The sequence below is a fragment of the Fibrobacter sp. UWB2 genome (assembly GCF_002210425.1).
Taxonomy (GTDB): Bacteria; Fibrobacterota; Fibrobacteria; order Fibrobacterales; family Fibrobacteraceae; genus Fibrobacter; species Fibrobacter elongatus.
In genome coordinates this window covers 263,509-278,445 of sequence record NZ_MWQK01000005.1, presented here as the reverse complement: position 1 = coordinate 278,445, position 14,937 = coordinate 263,509, and the positions used below count along the sequence as shown (strand labels likewise).

Genomic DNA, 14,937 nt, shown 5'->3' with positions numbered 1-14,937 from the left:
ATGAGATACAAACAAGAAATTGATTTAAGACCGATAAAGTTCGTCGTCAAAGAAATCAAGGCAATAGGCGCAGCTGAAGCCTACGAATTTGACGAAATCATTCACCCAAAAGACAGAATGCAACAGCGTGGATTCCTTGGCGGAGTGATTGTCTGCCCCGCTGATTTGCAGACCAAGCCAGGATTGCACGGGGTATCGAGTTTATTGAAGTCTTGTCGAACGCAGATTTTTCATCGCTGTTTCTGGGCTCGACTTTTCGGTAAGAAACGAGATAATGTCTTTTTGGATTACAACGATTTTAGCAACGATAGTATATTCAAGGGACATTTGCTTAACAGAGAATCAGGCGAAATATACGATAGCCATTCTGCAACATTTGAAATAAGCGGACTTTCGTCAAGAGAACTTCTTGCTTTGGCAAAATGCATTCTTGACGATTTGCACGATAAAGGTCATGAAAAGGAATTGTTGGTTAACGACTTGAATCAGCGTAAGCATTATTTGATTTGCGTTCAGGAACCTCCGCAGAAACAGGTGCCTGTCGTTATTGATGATTCTGTTGTAGATAAAATCTCAAATTATTTCGAACAATATGAATGTGCGGTGGTTCGCAAATTCCCAGGCCGTATTGAAAATATAAACGATGGTGTCTATAGCAAAATTCGTACGTATGCAGATTGCGAAGAATGCAAAAATGTCGGCTTTGTCCCGCTGATGTACCGACGTGATTGGGACCGCAAGCTCTATGCTATCGCTCTCAAGTTGCGTTATACCATTGCGATAGGCGATGATTGCTATGTCTTTATCAATATGTGCGGCAATCCGGATTTTTTCAAGAATGTCCAGAAACTCGCCAAAGCGTTCAACCAAAAGTCTATTATCGTCAAGGATGCGTCTTCAAAGAACGCTTTCAGGGAGCGTGTCAACGTTGATGGTTCGCCGCGAGAACCCGTCGGCCATTTTGTGGATAACATTCCTCTCTCCGAAATTATGCAGCACGCATCTAGTCCGTTGAGTATGCCATTGCATTTTAAGGACGATGGTGATTTAAAAAGAACGATACAACTTTGTCTAGATTCTTGGGAAGGGCATAGCCATATGGGCAAGTATATGGTCTCGCAGATAACCAAGAAAATTATGGAAGAACTTGGAATTGAAGGGTAGTGAACGACAACTTTGGATTTGTGGGGATATTCACGATGAATTATCTGCGCTTGTCCGGAATACGATAAATCGTGGGATATCGTGTGCCGATATCCTGGTTGTCGGTGATTTTGGCGCTGGTTTCGGTCGTCCAAATTCGATGAATGTCGCCTATGGCAAGGTGCATGCTACTCTTGAGAAAAATGATATTTGCATACACACGATTCGTGGCAATCACGACGATCCATTGTTTTTCGATGGCTTGCATAATTTTGAACGCCTTCACTTTTTGCAGGACCATCGCATATTACCGAAGGTCTCCCCGAAACGGTCGACATCGTTGTTTCGCACGAAGCTCCGCTTTCTTTTGAACCGCCTCTTGTGCGGGTTGTTTGATGTTTGCAATATGCGTCGTTAATTGTCGCGTAGGGAAAGTATATCTATGGATAAAAGGAGTATTGATATAAAAATTTTTGAGTTTTTTTGTGGGAAAAGCCCCATCGCTTGTAAATCCCTCTCAAAATGAAGTATATTGAAGAAGCTGCTTTTTGAAGAGTTTTTCAAGCGTAGATAAAATGACGTTGCGTACTAGTTTCATCAAGGTGTCCGCTATCGGACTTGCTGTAGCCAGCACTTCTTTGTTTGCTGAGTCCAATTACGCGCCGAATACCTATCAGCAGAATGACTGGTTTGCCGAATTTGGTGGTAACTCCTCGATGTTCGTGAACCCCGCTGGTATCTCTGAAACCGACCAACTTGAATTCAGCGCTGCATTCTTCAGCACCACTGGTGGCGAAGCTAGCCAAGAATACGTCAGCTTGACATACCCAATCGACTACAGGCACACTTTGGGTTTCTCCCTTTTCGAAAACGCGGCTTTTGTTGAAGGCGGACTGTCCCATGGCGAAATTGCCGCTCAGTTCGGTTACGCTTACAGGCTTTTCCATTTGCTCTCCCTCGGTGTCGATTTCTCTCTCTTGTACATCAATCAGTTCGATGATGGCAAACAGCTTACGGTCAGTGCAGATGTGGGCTTGAGCTGGAACCCGCTTGCTTCTTCGAAGTACGGGGACTTGCTCATTGGCGTTGCTTTCCAGAACATTGGAGGCGACCGTTCCGATGCTTACAATATTCCTTCTAACCTTAACTTTTCGCTTTTCTACCGCGGTTTTAACCGTCTCCTCGAATTCAAGGCTGAATTTTCGCTCATCGATGTATTCCACTCCAAGACCGAAGATGGCGAGGGTTGCGACCTCGAAATGAGTTTTTCCCTGACCTATTATCTTTCGCCTCACCTCGGTGTTCGAGCCCGTTTCACTAAGGAAGGCAATCCGGTCATCGGTGCAACGGTGAACGTCAAAGATGTGAGCATCTTCCGTTATCTCGCTTTCGACCTCGAAATGTCTCACGATGACCTTTGGGCCAAGAAAAATCGCGGTTTAGTGTGGGCCGCCAAACTCACGACCCGCTTCGGTGATACCCGTGAAGAGAAAATCGGCGAAGAACGCTATCGTCGCTTGAATATTGAGCCTGAAAACGACTACTATGCAGCTATGAATCTCTATTTGAATCGTCGGTTCTTGGATGCCGCATACGCTTTTGGTAAAATCCAGACCAAGTACCCATCATTCCGCTTGGCGGACGAGGCTGCTTTCTACATGGCAAAGTCCTTTGAAAACCTCCGTATGCACAAGGCTGCGAAGTCCATCTATGAAGACGCTATCAAACGTTATCCGCAGAGCGATCAACTTGCCAAGTTCCACTTCCAGTTGATGAATATCGACTATAAGGATGGTAAATGGACTGAAGCTTTGGACAAGTACCAAATCATTGCCCGAAATTTTGGCAAAAGCAACGCGAAGGCTGACGCTGACTACATTGCAGGCCAGATAAAGTTCGAGCAGGGCTACTATCAGGAATCCATTGACCTGCTTGCCTCTATTCTTCCGGGTAACGCCAATTATTTCTACGCTCGCTATACCATGGGTATCGCTTACAACCGTATGAGCAAGTTTGACGAAGCCGAAAATTGTTTCCGCGCTATTACGGAACAGCCTGTTACCAACAACTCCGAACGCGATATTCAGGACGCGGCCAAGGTCAAGCTCGGTCACCTATTCTTCTCTGCAGAAAAGCCAGACATCGTTGCGGCTGCTCAGATGTATGTCCAGGTGCAGAAGGATTCTCCGGTGTTCGACGAGGCTATGCTCGGTATTGCATGGTGCTTTCTCAAGGCTCGCAAACTGGATGACGCTATGAAAGTGGCAAAGTGGATTATAAACAACTTTCCGGAATCATTCCTCGTGTCTGAAGCATATCTCGTGATTGGCTTCTGCTACTACATAAAGGAAGACTGGCGGAACGCTATCGAACCTTTGAGCGAAGCTGAAAAACGCACGGAAAAGCCGATGGTGTCTGTTGCTTCTCGCGATAGTGCTCGTCAGGCATACGATGCAATGCAGAGTGAATTAGACTCCGTTCAGGTTGTCGCCTTGGATCTAGCTCGCCAGTTGCCGACTCCTCGTGTGGAAAGCAAGCGTAAAGCTTTGCGCCCGACATTCGACAAGGTTCACCAGGCTATTGAAGATTACGCGTCGTTTATGCAGAGATCAACCCAGAGCGACCACTTTGAATATAACCGCAAGCGCGTCTTGGATTATGCGGGCTTTTATCTCGTATGTGTCCGTTCTGGAGCTGCTTGTGCACCAGAAGAGATTGATCCTCCTGAGATTGTGTTTTGAATCGACGATAAGACCCAGGTCCATCTACGGGCGAGGAAGTTCCTCGCTTTTTTGGTGGGGGGAGAATCTTGAAAGAACTTAGCGTTTTTGATGGCGTTCATCCGCTCATTAGACATTCGGTACAAATGCTTTTATATCGAAAAAAAGCATATTGAGGATTCCGTAGAAGCGACTGGCAAACTTTCTAAACAAATATCCTTGTTTGTAAGAAATCATTTTGATGAATTTACCGAACCGTCCAAAGTCACAAGTTGCGACTTTGAACATTAGCGGAAACAAACGTGGTTGCAATATTATAACCCTATCTCTCGCAATTTACTGAACTCCTTGTAGTTCTGCTCAAAGCCGGGTCGGCAGAATACGGCGAATTCGATATTCTTGAACGCGTGCAGGTAATCCTTGATGGCTTCGGCGGTGGCGTCTGCGACGATTCTTGGATCGTTCATGAATGCCCCGCAGCCGAATGCTCCGAGAATAATGCTTTCGACTTTATTCGAGATGGCGATATCCAAAATGCGGCGGAGCCTCTTGATGTGCAGTTGCTTTAGACCTTTGTCGGTGATAGAACCGCAGCCGTATTTATCAACTAACAATCCTTTTTGGCGCTCAAAATTGCGCAAGTTTGGAGCAGCACAGGTGATAACGTCTACGTTGTACCAATCGGATTCGTCTAGCAATTCGGGGGCGGATGTGTCGGTCTTGATGACCGTTACGCCAGGTGTGTAAATGCAGTCGTCATCATGGAGCGCATTTTTCTGGTGCCAATGCGGTTCGTAGAATTGCTTTTCCATTTTCGGTGCCAGGAAGCATTGGTGCAATGTGGAACATCTGCAGATGCTTTCTTCTTGGGCGCCTGCGCCTGTTGTGACACCGCCGCCTGGGTGCGATGCGGATGCAAAATTGAGGACTGCGACTTTTGTGTTTGCGTAAGCTTTGGCTGCTTCGAGTGTTCGCTTTTGTGAGACGATGATGTTGGCGCGTTCGGTGAAAATCTTGCGGTTTTTGACAATGATGTTTTCGCGCTCCCCGGTGAATTTCTGTTCGCGTATAGAGCGTTCAATAGATTCTCGCAATCGTGCGTTTGTGCGGCACCGTTCCGCAGTGTCTTCGTAGACTTCGATGTTTAATTTCTTGTAGTCAATTCTGTTTTGCATAATTACCTAGTGTATTTTCCTTAATATCGTCTTTGCGGTGCTATTTGTCAAGCGTGCGCTCCGCGGCATATTGCGAGCGGCATTTTGAATCAACATCTTGAATACACGAAAAAGCCTCCGCGATTGCGGAGGCCATTCAAACGTTTAAGTTTGTTCGTCTTGAAGAATTACTGGATGCGGACGTTCACGCGGCGGTATTCTTCTCTGGAACCGTACTTGAACTTCTTGAACATGCGCTTGCCATACCACTTGGCAGTGATCTTGGAAGCCGGAATGTACTTGGAAAATTCAGCCTTGACGGTTTCAGCACGGCGCTGAGAAAGTTCGTCGTTGTAAGCGACAGAGCCGAGGTCGCAGGTGTAGCCTTCCACGAGGAGGGATGCGGCATCGATGTTGGTCTGTGCGAACTTGGAACCGACTGTTGCGATGACGGCGCGGCCTTCGCTGCTGAGTTCTGCGCTAGCGAGTTCGAAGAGGCTGCTCACGTTCGGGAATTCGATCGAGGTGGCCTGGCCGTTTTCAACCTTGGCGAATGCGTCGTTGAGGTATGCTTCGACTTCGGCATTCGTGGTCAAGAAAACCTGGGAATTGTTCTTGATTGCTGCGAACTTGGAGAAGTCAAACGGTGCCGGCTGTTCTGGTTCCGGTGCCGGGGCTTCGACCTTGGCCGGTTCCGGCTGCTTGACCGGAGCGGGCTTTTCAGATTTCTTGTCGCCGCAAGCGACGAGGACAGAGAGCGAGAGAGCTACCGGAAGAATACGACCAATTGTTTTTACCAGATTCATTATAAAACCTCCGATTGAAAAGTGGTATAATCCTTGGATCGCTTTTTAATATAAGTAAAAAAAGCGGAAGAGGTAATTTTTTTTTATTTGTACAAAAAAAATTCGCCTTTTACGGCGAATTTTTGTATGAAATTTGCGAATTTTGTTGAAAATGCGGTTTTAGCCTTTATTTCAGCTTCCATTCAAGCGTCTGTCCGGCAGCGAGCGGTACAACGCCGTTCACGACAGCTGGGACGGTCCACGATTCCTTGACCACCTCGATTTGCTTTGTTGTGCGCGGGAGGTGGTAAAAGTCTGCACCGAATCCTGCGATGAAGTTCGGGAGCTTGTCGAGGGCTCCTGCGCGGTCAAATTCCTGCACCAAAAGCGGGATGGCGACCGGTGCGCTGTAAACGCCTGCGGCGCCACACGGGCATTCCTTTTTGCCCTGCTGGTGCGGGGCGGAATCGGTACCAAGGAAGAACTTCGGGTTTCCGCTGAAGGCGGCTTCGCGGATGGCCTTGCGGTCTTCGGGGCGCTTCGGCAAGGGCTTGCAGAAGTGGTGCGGGCGCAGTGCATCGCCGACGATATCGTCGAGGGTCATCATCAGGTGGTGTACCGTGAATGTGGCGGCGACGTTTGCGGGGAGGCGCTTCACGGCTTCGACGGATTTTGCGCTGCTCAAGTGCTCGAACACGATGCGGAGCTTCGGAAACTTTTCGGCGAGAGTTTCGACGCGCTTGATGAATGCGGGTTCGCGGTCCAGGCAGAATTCACCGGGTTCTTCGCCGTGTACACAAAGTACCAGGCCTAGCTTTTCCATCATGGCGACAACGGGGAAAACCGCTTCGAAATCGCTGATGCCGTCCTGGCTGTTCGTCGTTACGCCTGCGGGGTAGTACTTGCCTGCGACAACGCCTACGGCCATCATGTCCTTCAAGTCCTGTTCCGTGTAGTTCGGGTTCAGCTTGAATGTCATGAGCGGTTCAAAGTCCGGGCGCACCGGAGCGGCGGCTTCGAGAATCTGTTTTTTGTAGTCGGCGATTGCTTTTGCGCTAGTCATCGCGGGAACTGTGTTCGGCATGATGATGGCGCGGCCAAACTGGGCTACAAGATCGCGGACGTAACCGGGCATGAGTTCGCCTTGGCGCAAGTGCGCATGAAAATCGTCTGGTAATGGAAGGAACATAACTGTAATTAAGTATTGGGTGAAACGGATTGAAGATCGCGGAACTGGTCCTTCGAAATTTCGCTATCCGAATGGAGCCAGTAGTCAAAAGAGTGCGGCTCGGTGAGCTTTTTCTGGTGCAAGAATACGAGGTTGCAGTCCAGTTCTTTTGCAATCATGAGGTCGTGAGTGACGATGATGATGGACGTTTTGAACATCGTTCGCATGTTGTCAATCAACGGCAAGAGGTTTCTGCGGTTGTAGTTGTCAAGCCCTGCGGTCGGTTCGTCCATGAGCAAAAGCTTCGGGTCCATGGCCCACGACCTTGCGATGGCGACACGCTTTTGCATGCCCACGCTGAGTTCGTGTGGGAACATGCTTGCCACGTTACGGACGCGCATCAAGTCCATGGCCATGTTGACTTTTTTGGTAATTTCGTCTTCGGTACCCATCTTGTGGTAATGAAGCGGCAGTGCGATGTTGTCTGCAACTCTCAGGTTTGATATCAGTGCGGCGTTCTGGAGCACGTAACCCACTTGGCGCTTTGCGACTTCGAGTGCATCAAGCCTTTCGGATGGGATGTATTCGCCAAAGTAATAGATGTGCCCTTTGAGCGGTCGTGCAAGCCCTGCAATCATGCGGAGAATGGCGCTCTTGCCTTTGCCGGAAGGGCCGCCGATGCAAATCGTCTCGCCGAGTTTTAGCGTGAGGTTTGCCCCTGCGATGAGCTGGTTGTCCTTGTTGCTTTCGCTAGCCTTTATGTTCTCGAAATAGCTAACAGCCCTCGGGAGCGAAAACATGGTTCCCGAAAGTTCATTTGTCGAGAGGTAAACATCTTCTAGTCTGAGGGCTTCGTCTAGCATATCTTAAATAATCGATGAAAGGTTATGCATGTAATCTTGAACGAAGTACATCAAGAACAAAGCGTCGGTAAAAACAATATAGAGGAAGGACGTGATGACCGAGCGGGATGTTGCCTTGGGGACTTGGCGGATGTCTCGCTTGATGTTCAAAGCCTGGTAGCAGGCGTTGATCGTGATAATGATGCCGAAGAGGAGCGGCTTTACGATGACAAAGACAAAGTCAGGCATGGTGAGCGCCTTGATAATTTCGGTCGAGAGGGCGTTCCATGTGATTTGCAAGTTGGGGGCGTTGCCGGTGAATAAGATGATTCCTTTTGTGACGAGGTATCCGGCTCCGATGGCGCTTGCACTAAAGATGATGTTCATGATGATGGTCGCTATGGTACCACCGATCACGCTAGGCATGACAAGGTAACGGATGGGGTTGATTCCCATGGTTGCAAGAGCGTCAACTTCGGAATTGATAACCATGCTGCCGATGTAGGTGGTCAGCGAGGAACCTGTACGGCCTGCGATGAGGAACGCCGTGAAGATGGGGCTCAGTTCGCGGATGATGATCACAACGATGAGGGAGCCGATGTCATTTGAAAAACCCATCCTGCCCATAAGGGAGAACAGATAGATGATGACGACGGTTCCGAACAAAGTGGCAACGGCGAATAGCGACGGGAAAATTTCGACGCCGGTAAAGAACGTCTGCAAGATGATGTTACGGGAGTCACTCTTGAAATTGTGGCTTTTGTCGAAAAGGGACGCTACTGTGCGGAGAAACAGGGCAATGAGTTGCCCGAATCTACGCTTCAAGATGAATATGCCGAGCGAATGGAACAATCGCCCGACAGGGGTCATCTTTTGCCAGTTTTTAAGTCGCGTCTTTTCCATTATCGCTATGTATTGCCTCTAGGATTTCGGTCCAGAGTTCGTCGAGCCCGGTTTTCTTGAGCGAACTGACGCAAAGCGGCTTCTGGTCGAGGTCCAGGCGCTGCTGGATGTCGCGGAGCCCCTTGGCGAGTTCGGACTGGTTCACCTTGTCACGCTTGCTCGCAACAACCAACACGGGGCAGCCCGTGGCGCGGATGCTTTCGACCGTCTCGATGTCGATGGGGGTTCCTCCGTGGCGGATATCTACGAGGTAGATAAGTCCCTTGAGGTCCTTGCACTTCTCGACGTATTCTCGGATAAAGTCGGACATCTGGTCGCGCTTTGCATTGTTGACTTTAGCGAACCCTACACCTGGTAAATCTACAAGAAAAAATTCGTCATTGACTTTGAAAAAATTCAATTCGCGCGTTTTTCCGGGGGTCGAACTGATTTTCACGAGTTTTTTCTGGCCCATGAGGGTGTTCATGAGCGAAGACTTGCCCACGTTGGAGCGTCCGAGGAAGGCAATTTGCGGGAGGTGTTCTTCGGGGAGACCCTTGAGGTTCACGGCGGCCTTGACAAACTTTGCCGAACGGACGGTGTAACCGCCAACTTCGACAGGGGCCTGGTGGACGACTTTTTCTTTTATACTCATAAGGATACTCTCCCTTCGAATGCGCGAAGCATGGTGACTTCGTCGATGAATTCCAGGTCGCTGCCCATCGGGATGCCGCGGGCAAGGCGGGTGCGCTTGACGTTGACGCCGGCGAGCATGCGGTCGATCATGAGCGCGGTACTGTCGGCTTCGGGGCTAGAGCCGAGTGCAAGGACAAGTTCTTCGATGTTTTCTGTTTTGATGCGTTCCACGAGTTGCGGCAGGTGGAGTGCTTCGGGGCCGATGCCGTCGAGCGGGGAAATCACGCCGCCGAGGACAAAGTAAAGACCTTTGTGTACAGATGAACGTTCAAACGGCAGGATGTCTGAATTCTTTTCGACAACGCAAATGGACTTGGCGCCTTCGCGGGCTCTGCACGTGGGGCAGATGTCTTCGTCGGTGAAGGCGTGGCAGCGCGGGCACGGGTGGACCTTTTCGGCGGCCTGCATCAAGCTATCGGCAAAGCGTTCGACATCGCCTTTCTTGCGCGAAAGCATGTGGTAGGCGAGGCGGCGTGCCGTCTTTAAGCCAATCCCCGGAAGGGAGGCAAATTCAGAAATCAGGTTTTCTAGGCTTTGCGGTTCTACGTTCATGAGCGGGAGTCCAAATGCGCGTACAGCATGATCGTGAGCCATTCTTGGATGTGCTTCATGCCCACCCAGACGATGGCACCTTTGACGCTTTCGATGACGGGCTTGTTGCGCACGTCGGAATTCACGAACTGCAAAAGGTTCGCCGAAATGTCCGGGTGCTTGTCGAATTCATCGCAGAGGACTTCGAGCGTCGGGCGTGTGCGCAAGAGCTTGATGATTTCTAGGATGGCGGCCGATGTGGCGTCAATCTTTTGGCCTGTTACGATTTCGGGCTTTGCAAAAAAGAACCCCTGGAAGAAATCGTAGCCGATGTCTTTGCAACGTTTGTATGTCGGTTCGTCTTCGACTTTTTCGGCGAGCAACTTGATGTTCTTTGCTTTGAAAAACTGCGCCGCTTTTGCGATGTCTTCGGGCGAGTTATCGACCAGGTCCATCTTGACGTAAGAGACGAGTTCGAACAGCGGCTCGAAGCGACGGATGTATTCGTCGCTCATGATAAAGTCATCGAGCGCAAGTTCAAAGCCGAAAGACTTGTGGCGCTGAATGGCGCGGATGAGGTTCTCGTCTACAGCGACGTCTTCGAGAATCTCGAGGACGAAGCGGTCGGGGTTTAAAAGTCCGAATAAATTGTCGAGAAGAATCTCGCGACTGCAGTTGATGAACGCCTTGGATTCACCGACGAGGCGCGTAAGCCCGATGCTGTTCAAGATGTTCTCGAGCACCTGGGCTGTTGCCTGCAAGTCGCTTGCGATTATTGCGGTATCGCTACTTGGCGAGTCGCGGAAAAGCAACTCGTACGCGAAGATTTTGCCCTCGCGGTCAAGAATCGGTTGACGTGCCAAGTAAGCGAGAGATTGCATTTAGATACGTGCGCTTTCGATGCCGAACAGGAGGATGCTCCTTGCGCCTGCGTCCCAGAGCTTGTCCATGATGGCGTTGGCTTCTTCGCGCGGCACCATGGCCTTCACGGAGTACCATTCACGACCGTGGAGCTTCGTCACCGTCGGGGCGTCGAGACCCGGAGTCATTTCGCAAGCCTTCGAGAGAAGTTCGGAGGGACAGTCGTACTCGATCATCATGTACGTCTGGGCGACGAGCTTGCCCTGGATGCGGCGGATGAGCGTGTTGACTTCTTCGAGTTCGGTCTTCTGCGGGTTGCAGAAAATGGCGGCGTTAGAGCGGAAAAGCGGTTCGCCGATGATGCGGAGGCCGGCCTGCTTGAGCGTCGTACCTGTTTCGACAACGTCCACGATGGCGTTTGCAACACCGAGGCTCACGGAGATTTCAACGGCGCCTTCGAGCACCACGAAGTCCATCTTCTTCTTGTAGTAGCCTTCCACGATGTTCGGGAAGCTTGTGGCGATCGTTGCATCCTTGAGGTCAGCGAGGCTCTGGATCGGGCTTTCGTTCGGGACTGCAGCGCAGAGCTTGGAAGCGCCAAACGGGAGGTCCAAAACCTTTACAGCCGGGCTCTTGGCTTCGGCGTTGAAGTCAATGCCTGTGATGCCTGCGTCGATGATGCCGCGACCCACGTACATCGGGATGTCGCTCGGACGGAGGAAGAAGAATTCGATACCGTTCTTGGAATCGATCTGGGTCAAAGTCTTGTAGGGCTTGGATGCCTTGTAACCGCAGGCCTTGAGGAGTTCCTGGGTCGGTTCAAAAAGCATGCCCTTGTTCGGGAGAGCTACCTTAATCATAGTTTTGCGTACACTTCTTCGAGGGTGAGACCTTTTTCTGCCATCATGACGGCAACATAGTAGAGCACTTGAGAAAGTTCGAGGCACTGGGCGTCGCGCGATTCAAAGCGAGCGGCCATCCAGCTTTCGGCAGCTTCTTCGACGAGCTTCTTGCCGATGCCGTGCGGACCCTTCTTGAAGAGTTCCGTGGTGCCCTTGCCTTCCGGCATGTCTTTCTTGCGCTGGCAGGCCAGTGCGTACATTTCTTCAAACGTCATAATTAGACCTCTTTAGTTTTACAAGCCCAAAGATAAAAATTTTAATTAGCTTCGCTTGTGAAGCTCTGCTTTTTGAACGCAAAAATGTATATCATGCGGGCGGGGACCGTGGCTGACGCTTTCTGCGAAAATGACGGAAAATAGTTGATTTGTCATGCCCCACTTGATGGGGCATCCCCTTTTTAATGAATTTATATTTATATTCTCTATATGAGTTGGTTTAAGTGTTCGACATTTTTGTGTGTATTGTTCGGTGTTTGCTTGTTCTCTGCTTCTTTGGCGTGGGCAGATTCCGTAGATGATTTTTCTGGAGAACGCTATTTCCCGGTGATTCTTGTAGAAACCGCTGATTTCAAGGCGTTGGATTCCGCTTTTATCGCAAGGATGTTCAACGAAGAAGGCTTCAAGGAAAATGGAGTGTACGGAAGCGTTCGCGATTACTACATAGAAAGCTCCGCCGGACTATTTAAGCCGACATTTGACATCTACCCAGTAAAGCTTCCCAAAAATTTTAGCGAATACAATACCTATACAAAATTCATTTTGCCTTCCATTGATGCAATGGTCGAACGTAGCGACTTCCAAGCTCGCGCAGACTTGTACGGAAACGATATTCCGTTCCTCATTTTGCACCCCACATCGAAAGAAAAAGCACAAGAGTATAACAAAAATTTTATGAACCATATGCTTGAATTGAAACAAGTGTTGGGATACGTTTATTCGAAAAAAGGCTATACCTTTAATAGTTACGCCTTTGTATCGCAAAAAGCAGAAAAAAAGCCGAATGCGACAAGTACAAAGGATGTCGCCATGTTGGGGGCTTTTATTCATGAATTTAGCCATGTTATGGGGCTTGCTGATTTGTACAGTTCCAATGCTGATGGTTATGCGACGATTGGTCCCTTGCCTTTTGACGTGATGGCGCTTGGGCTCCGCAATGGGAATGGCGGGTATCCGCCGACGTTTTCGGCTTTCGAACGCAAATTGATGGGCTGGATGAATCTTACGGAAATTTCGAAAAGCAAAAAGATTTTTGAGCTCAAAAATATCTCGGGCATGCAGGCCTATGCGGTGTCGAATCCGAATTTTCCCAATGAATTCTATGTCATTGAATATCGCCCGGCGGTAGGCTTTGATTCTAAATTAGGGCAGTCGTCTTACAGTGGCAAGCAAGGCAAAAACGGTGTGTTTGTCTGGTATTTTGATTACGATGAGAAGGTGTTTCGCAAGAATAATCCCAATAAAGACGTCGATCACCAACGTGCCGAAGTGAAGACCGTCCTGAATCAAAAAGGGGATTCGTTTACAGAATTTGAATTTGTCAATAATGGCGGAAAAACATCGGTCGAAGGAATTTTCAATGTTGTTTTTGATGGGACAGACCGCGTGTGTTTTACCATAAATCGCATGACTGCATTGGACCAGTGCCCAGACCTTTCGTCATCTAGCTCTTCTGTAGAAAGCTCGAGTTCTTCGGCGGGAACGATTTCGATTGCTCAAAGAGCTGTGCGCGGTGCGCGCGTGTTCTTGACCCGCGGATTCCTGAATGTCGAAGTCCCTGTGGCAGGGCAAAAGACGCTCCGCTTTTATGATGCTCTCGGAAACGTTGTTGGTACGCATTCGTTTGTTGAATCGTTTGCGTCTGTCGATATTTCTGGGTGGAAAGGTCCCGTCTTTGTCCGGTTGAATGTCGATGGACGACAGTTGCTTGCAAAACGCATAGCGAATTTGCCTAAATAAAATGGCAAAAAAATCGAGTTAGCTATATTTTTACTGTAGGCTATGACGCCAAACCTTGGTGCTTTTGCAAAATGAGGAATTGATGAAGAACGTTTGTTTACTGGGGAGCGCAATTGCTCTTTCGTTGTTGGGATGTGCTTTTACAAGAGGCGATAGTGTCTCCAAGGCTGAAAACTTTCAGGGTAAAACCGGGATTATCGGCGTGTTCCGCCAGCCCGCCTATTACTGCGGCGAAGGTATTCCGCATACGATGGTTTTGGGCGGTAAGTCCATCATTGTAAAACCCGCCTTTAGCAGCGAACAGGAAAACGTGTTCTTTAGCGAAATGAAGCCTGGTGTCGCTACGCTTACGGAGTACAATTACACTTGCGGCGAAAACGAGAACAAGATGGCGCTTGACACGGTGGGTGCCGGGAATGATCGCTTCCCGACGTCAGTCGTGATTCCCGAAAAGGGGTTCTGCAAGGTGGTCATCTCGTTTATGGAAGGCGACAAGCTTTTCTCGTATAATGGTGACATCTTGAAGGAACAGTTTGCCAAGGCCGAAGTTGCCGTGAATACCGACAGTATCCCGTATTGCGAAGTCCGCGATAATAAGGGCCAGAAGGTTTCGATGGCGAACCGTGACTCTATTTTGGATGCGCGCTATGCCGATGCCGTCAAGGATGCGTCCGAAGCGCTTGAAGAAGAAAAGTTCAATGTCGTGACGATTGACGAATACAGCGACAAGGTCACGTGGAACGAAAGCAAGTCTAGACTCCTCGTGGTAACGCTCACGTCGGACCCGGAAACGTACAAGGATGGCAAGCTTGTCAAGTCCGATAGCGTTGTGTGGGTCGTGAACGAAAAGGAACTCTTGTTGTGGTATCAGGAACATAAGGAAGGTATCCGCAACTGGGACTTGAGATTCAAGCAGCTGTTTGGCGAGCCGAGAACATCCAAGGCGACGCACATGGCGTTCTTGTGGGTAAAGCCGGAAGACCTGATGCGCCCGGCATATGTGCCGGATGTAAAGGCTTATGATATGCGCACCGCTTTTGAAGGTGAGCTGAGCAACGATGCGGAAATTACGGAACGCATGATGTGGTTCAAGAACTGGTTCGATGATCGTGCATCGAAGAGCTACACTGGACCGGATGCCCGCCCCTGGACGCGTTTAGGTTATACGTACGACTGGGGTAGCAAGGGTGAAAAGTACGGGCTTTCAGAATTTATCGTGGTGCCCGGTGCCGAGATGGACGTGCGCTTTACGCGCAACTTGAAGTTCATCGCGAACTGGATGAAGGACAGGAAATAGT

General features: G+C 49.5%; 15 protein-coding genes. 5 read left to right on the top strand and 10 right to left on the bottom strand.

All coding sequences use genetic code 11. The features are described 5' to 3' along the window. The 3 genes from B7982_RS11430 to B7982_RS11420 all read left to right on the top strand — a co-directional run bounded on the left by B7982_RS11430 (position 1) and on the right by B7982_RS11420 (position 3,884). Entirely contained in the window at positions 1-1,164 is a 1,164-nt protein-coding gene (locus B7982_RS11430; protein ID WP_088660858.1) for a hypothetical protein, read from the top strand. Then, entirely contained in the window at positions 1,148-1,561 is a 414-nt protein-coding gene (locus B7982_RS15225; RefSeq protein ID WP_144065958.1) for a metallophosphoesterase, read from the top strand. The genes B7982_RS11430 and B7982_RS15225 overlap by 17 nt, the downstream gene beginning before the upstream one ends. 157 nt (positions 1,562-1,718) lie before the next feature. Then, positions 1,719-3,884, top strand: a complete 2,166-nt coding sequence (locus B7982_RS11420) for a tetratricopeptide repeat protein (RefSeq protein ID WP_088660856.1) — start codon at positions 1,719-1,721, stop codon at positions 3,882-3,884. Between the two features lie 293 nt (positions 3,885-4,177). On the opposite strand, the gene B7982_RS11410 is transcribed toward B7982_RS11420, so the two are convergent. The 10 genes from B7982_RS11410 to hisE form a co-directional block, all read right to left on the bottom strand. After that, complete coding sequence (locus tag B7982_RS11410) at positions 4,178-5,038, bottom strand: TIGR02452 family protein (RefSeq protein ID WP_088660854.1); 861 nt, start codon at positions 5,036-5,038, stop codon at positions 4,178-4,180. A 167-nt stretch (positions 5,039-5,205) separates the two neighbouring features. Then, positions 5,206-5,823 (bottom strand): OmpA family protein, encoded by a 618-nt coding sequence (locus B7982_RS11405; RefSeq protein ID WP_014545877.1) that lies wholly within the window; start codon positions 5,821-5,823, stop codon positions 5,206-5,208. A 166-nt stretch (positions 5,824-5,989) separates the two neighbouring features. Beyond that, a complete protein-coding gene (gene pyrC / locus B7982_RS11400; RefSeq protein ID WP_088660853.1) occupies positions 5,990-6,991 on the bottom strand; it encodes a dihydroorotase in 1,002 nt (333 codons plus the stop codon). Between the two features lie 8 nt (positions 6,992-6,999). Then, entirely contained in the window at positions 7,000-7,833 is an 834-nt protein-coding gene (locus B7982_RS11395; protein ID WP_088660852.1) for an ABC transporter ATP-binding protein, read from the bottom strand. A gap of 3 nt (positions 7,834-7,836) precedes the next feature. Beyond that, positions 7,837-8,715 carry an ABC transporter permease gene (locus B7982_RS11390; RefSeq protein ID WP_088660851.1) on the bottom strand — a complete coding sequence of 293 codons (879 nt, stop codon included), beginning with the start codon at positions 8,713-8,715 and terminating at the stop codon, positions 7,837-7,839. Continuing rightward, positions 8,696-9,349, bottom strand: coding sequence for a ribosome biogenesis GTP-binding protein YihA/YsxC (gene yihA / locus B7982_RS11385; protein ID WP_088660850.1), 654 nt, complete (start codon positions 9,347-9,349; stop codon positions 8,696-8,698). The genes B7982_RS11390 and yihA overlap by 20 nt, the downstream gene beginning before the upstream one ends. After that, positions 9,346-9,984 carry a recombination mediator RecR gene (gene recR / locus B7982_RS11380; protein WP_233138519.1) on the bottom strand — a complete coding sequence of 213 codons (639 nt, stop codon included), beginning with the start codon at positions 9,982-9,984 and terminating at the stop codon, positions 9,346-9,348. Before recR ends, yihA begins: the two co-directional genes overlap by 4 nt. Continuing rightward, positions 9,939-10,802 (bottom strand): EAL and HDOD domain-containing protein, encoded by an 864-nt coding sequence (locus B7982_RS11375; protein ID WP_088660848.1) that lies wholly within the window; start codon positions 10,800-10,802, stop codon positions 9,939-9,941. Before B7982_RS11375 ends, recR begins: the two co-directional genes overlap by 46 nt. Then, on the bottom strand, positions 10,803-11,642 hold the full coding sequence (gene hisG, locus B7982_RS11370) for an ATP phosphoribosyltransferase (protein ID WP_085491666.1): 840 nt from the start codon (positions 11,640-11,642) through the stop codon (positions 10,803-10,805). It lies immediately after the preceding gene. Then, positions 11,639-11,899, bottom strand: a complete 261-nt coding sequence (hisE, locus tag B7982_RS11365; RefSeq protein ID WP_014545870.1) for a phosphoribosyl-ATP diphosphatase — start codon at positions 11,897-11,899, stop codon at positions 11,639-11,641. Before hisE ends, hisG begins: the two co-directional genes overlap by 4 nt. 210 nt (positions 11,900-12,109) lie before the next feature. Between hisE and B7982_RS14940 the strand changes: the two genes are divergently transcribed. Together B7982_RS14940 and B7982_RS11355 are read left to right on the top strand one after the other, a co-directional pair. Then, a complete protein-coding gene (locus B7982_RS14940; RefSeq protein WP_158213006.1) occupies positions 12,110-13,639 on the top strand; it encodes a hypothetical protein in 1,530 nt (509 codons plus the stop codon). 82 nt (positions 13,640-13,721) lie between these two features. Further along, on the top strand, positions 13,722-14,936 hold the full coding sequence (locus tag B7982_RS11355) for a hypothetical protein (protein WP_088660846.1): 1,215 nt from the start codon (positions 13,722-13,724) through the stop codon (positions 14,934-14,936). Position 14,937: the final 1 nt, after the last annotated feature.

Coding starts and splice junctions, on each gene's coding strand:
- B7982_RS14940 (WP_158213006.1), top strand. CDS start 12,110: ATGAGTTGGTTTAAGTGTTCGACATTTTTGTGTGTATTGTTCGGTGTT.
- B7982_RS11390 (WP_088660851.1), bottom strand. CDS start 8,715: ATGGAAAAGACGCGACTTAAAAACTGGCAAAAGATGACCCCTGTCGGG.
- B7982_RS11430 (WP_088660858.1), top strand. CDS start 1: ATGAGATACAAACAAGAAATTGATTTAAGACCGATAAAGTTCGTCGTC.
- pyrC (WP_088660853.1), bottom strand. CDS start 6,991: ATGTTCCTTCCATTACCAGACGATTTTCATGCGCACTTGCGCCAAGGC.
- hisE (WP_014545870.1), bottom strand. CDS start 11,899: ATGACGTTTGAAGAAATGTACGCACTGGCCTGCCAGCGCAAGAAAGAC.
- hisG (WP_085491666.1), bottom strand. CDS start 11,642: ATGATTAAGGTAGCTCTCCCGAACAAGGGCATGCTTTTTGAACCGACC.
- B7982_RS11395 (WP_088660852.1), bottom strand. CDS start 7,833: ATGCTAGACGAAGCCCTCAGACTAGAAGATGTTTACCTCTCGACAAAT.
- B7982_RS11420 (WP_088660856.1), top strand. CDS start 1,719: ATGACGTTGCGTACTAGTTTCATCAAGGTGTCCGCTATCGGACTTGCT.
- B7982_RS11410 (WP_088660854.1), bottom strand. CDS start 5,038: ATGCAAAACAGAATTGACTACAAGAAATTAAACATCGAAGTCTACGAA.
- B7982_RS11405 (WP_014545877.1), bottom strand. CDS start 5,823: ATGAATCTGGTAAAAACAATTGGTCGTATTCTTCCGGTAGCTCTCTCG.
- B7982_RS11355 (WP_088660846.1), top strand. CDS start 13,722: ATGAAGAACGTTTGTTTACTGGGGAGCGCAATTGCTCTTTCGTTGTTG.
- yihA (WP_088660850.1), bottom strand. CDS start 9,349: ATGAGTATAAAAGAAAAAGTCGTCCACCAGGCCCCTGTCGAAGTTGGC.
- B7982_RS11375 (WP_088660848.1), bottom strand. CDS start 10,802: ATGCAATCTCTCGCTTACTTGGCACGTCAACCGATTCTTGACCGCGAG.
- recR (WP_233138519.1), bottom strand. CDS start 9,984: ATGGCTCACGATCATGCTGTACGCGCATTTGGACTCCCGCTCATGAAC.